Annotated in this window: 2 protein-coding genes; one reads left to right on the forward strand and one right to left on the reverse strand. The window is 57.5% G+C overall.

Going from position 1 to position 2,496, the window contains the following annotated elements:
• Positions 1-1,482, reverse strand: a 1,482-nt coding sequence (locus VK725_RS15705) for a S53 family peptidase (RefSeq protein ID WP_325318997.1), incomplete at its 3' end; no start/stop codon positions are given.
• Positions 1,483-2,014: 532 nt separating this feature from the next.
• Here VK725_RS15705 and VK725_RS15710 point away from each other — a divergent pair.
• Positions 2,015-2,496 (forward strand): hypothetical protein (locus VK725_RS15710; protein WP_325318998.1); only part of this gene is annotated, 482 nt, incomplete at its 3' end.

The raw sequence follows: 2,496 nt of genomic DNA on the forward strand, positions 1-2,496 counted from the left end.
CGCGCGGATGCCGAACGTGAATTGCTGATAGAACGGTGTGCGCCAGTAAACGCTCACGCCGCCGCCACCGCCGCTGGAGAATAGATCCACCACATTCGGGCCGATGTACGTGTTGAAGTAATTCTGGATATAGTCCCAACCCCACACGCTTTCCTGCGTGATCGATTCCACCGGCCCAGTGCCAAACGCGTAGCTGTAAGGCGTGGTAGTGCCGCCTGCTGCGGTGATGAACGGATCGGATGCGGGCGAATCGACGGTGAGTGGTGCACTAAAGTCGCCCGCGGCTGTACCCGTGCCGAGCTCGCGAACGGTGTCATAAGCGCCCGAATCGCCGGAGGCGGCAAACAACGACTGTCCTTGCACGGCCGCTTCCAGGAAGATTTCGTGGAATGCACGCAGATCGCCCGCGTCACTGGTATCGGTATCGCTATCGCCATTCACGATCGCGCCGAAGTTGAAAATCTCCGGTCCGCCCCAGCTCGTTGAGATGCTGTCTGCCACGTTATCCGACACGGCTTGTGCGAACGCATCGATGTAGCCGTTGCCCGCATTGGGTGCGTCGTACACGATGATGTTGGCATAGGGTGCAACACCGCCCGATTGCTCGACGTCGATCGACGTTTCGCCGCTGCCGCCGTCAATTGCGCCACCACCATCCACATGCACCTGCGTGATGCGGTTGGGTTTGGTGGTCAGGCCGATATCCGACCAGTAAGTCGTCGCATCGGCAGGATAGAAGTTCGACAAAGTTACGATGGCGACGGTCGATCCTTTGCCGACAACACCGCGCTGATACAGCGGATTGATGTTGTAGAAGTTGGCGACGTCACCCACGGTGTATTCCCCTGGCTCGCCCGACGCAGTCGGGTTGCTGCCGGAGGACTTCTTCAGCGCGCTGATCTTGCCGTTCTGGCTCTGCAACGACACGAATGCAGGCGTTGAGACGCGATGGGAGAGATACGTGCGCTCGTTGCTCAGACCACTTGCGGTAGCCACAACATCCGCGATCGATGAAGGGATCTGCGGCGTTGATGACGGCTTGTGGAAGTGGCGTCCCGTCTGGCTCGATACATAGTTGTGAACGGACGTCTTGAAGAGCGCGTTGAACTGGCTCAGTGTGCCACTCGTTTGAATGGCCAGATGGCTCGGTAACACCTGGCTGGTGATGCCTTGCTGCTTGAGAACCGATTGCACTCGCGCGATATCGGCATCTGTTGCACCGTATTGCGCAGCAAACTGCGCGCTGGTCAGAAACTTCTGATAGTTCGGATTGCCCGGCGTGACGGTTTGCTTGATGTAATCCTCCAGTGCAGCCTGGTTATGTAGTTTCAACACCAGTGTGACTTGCAGATTCTGGTTTGTCGGAGCAGCGCCCGAATCAACGGCAGGGGCGGCGCTGGCGGCCATGGCACCGGTACTCAAACCGGTCAACAGCAAGCTCAGGGATAGCGAAAGCGATTTGCGATGCAACTGCGCAAGCATTGTGTTTCTCCTGATAGGCACAACGGTTTGCGACACCGGTCACGCATGGGCAAAGACGTAGAAGCACCCATGCCCAGCCGGCGCAGCCGTTGGGCGATTAGCTGAAATCTCTACTTCCCCGCGACGTTCCCTGTCTCCCCTGAAGACGGTGTGACGTAGCTCTATCAGCCTATCGCGCCTTCCCGTGGCGGGAAAGTGCCCGTAAGGAATGTCGGTCTGACGGAATTGCATGTAGTCATAAATGGCTTTGTGTCGCGATGCCGCAAGATTTTTACCGACGGAACAGCCGTTTCAATCGATGTAAGTGATTTCCCAGGCGCTTGGTTGTTCGCACGGCGCACCGATGCACGTACGACGGATGGATGCTTCGCACTGCGCGAATTTTGTGCGCTTTCTCCTACATGGAGCGCGGGAAATTCCATATGCATCAATTACTTCTAAAAGTAACCTTCGCGCAAATTTTCAGTCGGTGTCGCGACGGTTCGCTGTGCGCTCGATGGAAACGACATACCAACCCTCAAGGAGTTTTCTCATGCGCAAGCTCGCAATCGTCGCCATCGCGCTGGCACTGGGTGCCCCCTCGACCGCTGCATTCGCCGATAGTGGCAATGCATTCGTCAATGCCAACCTAGGCAGCTCGAACTACAACATCCACACGCCGGCCAACATCGACGGCTACGATTCGTATCAGAACAAGTACGCTGCAGCCGGTGCACTGCGCCTGGGTTATCGCTGGGACAGCGTGGTCGATTACGGTTTTGAAGTCGGCTACGGCTACATGGGTAGCGCGCGCAGCAAGATCTACAACGATGACGGCGGCGTGCGTCTGAATCAGAAGAATCGTGGCTGGGTGCTTGGCGGTAACCTCAACTACAACATCACCGACCATTGGTACGTTTCGGCACGCACCGGCTGGTACCGCGCACGAAATATGTATTCGGCAAGCGTGATGCCGTCGGGCACCTACGATGTGCGCGGCAACTATACGGCGACCGGCGAGTACTTCGGCGTCGG

It is taken from the genome of Dyella sp. (assembly GCF_035486915.1).
Taxonomy (GTDB): domain Bacteria; phylum Pseudomonadota; class Gammaproteobacteria; order Xanthomonadales; family Rhodanobacteraceae; genus Dyella_B.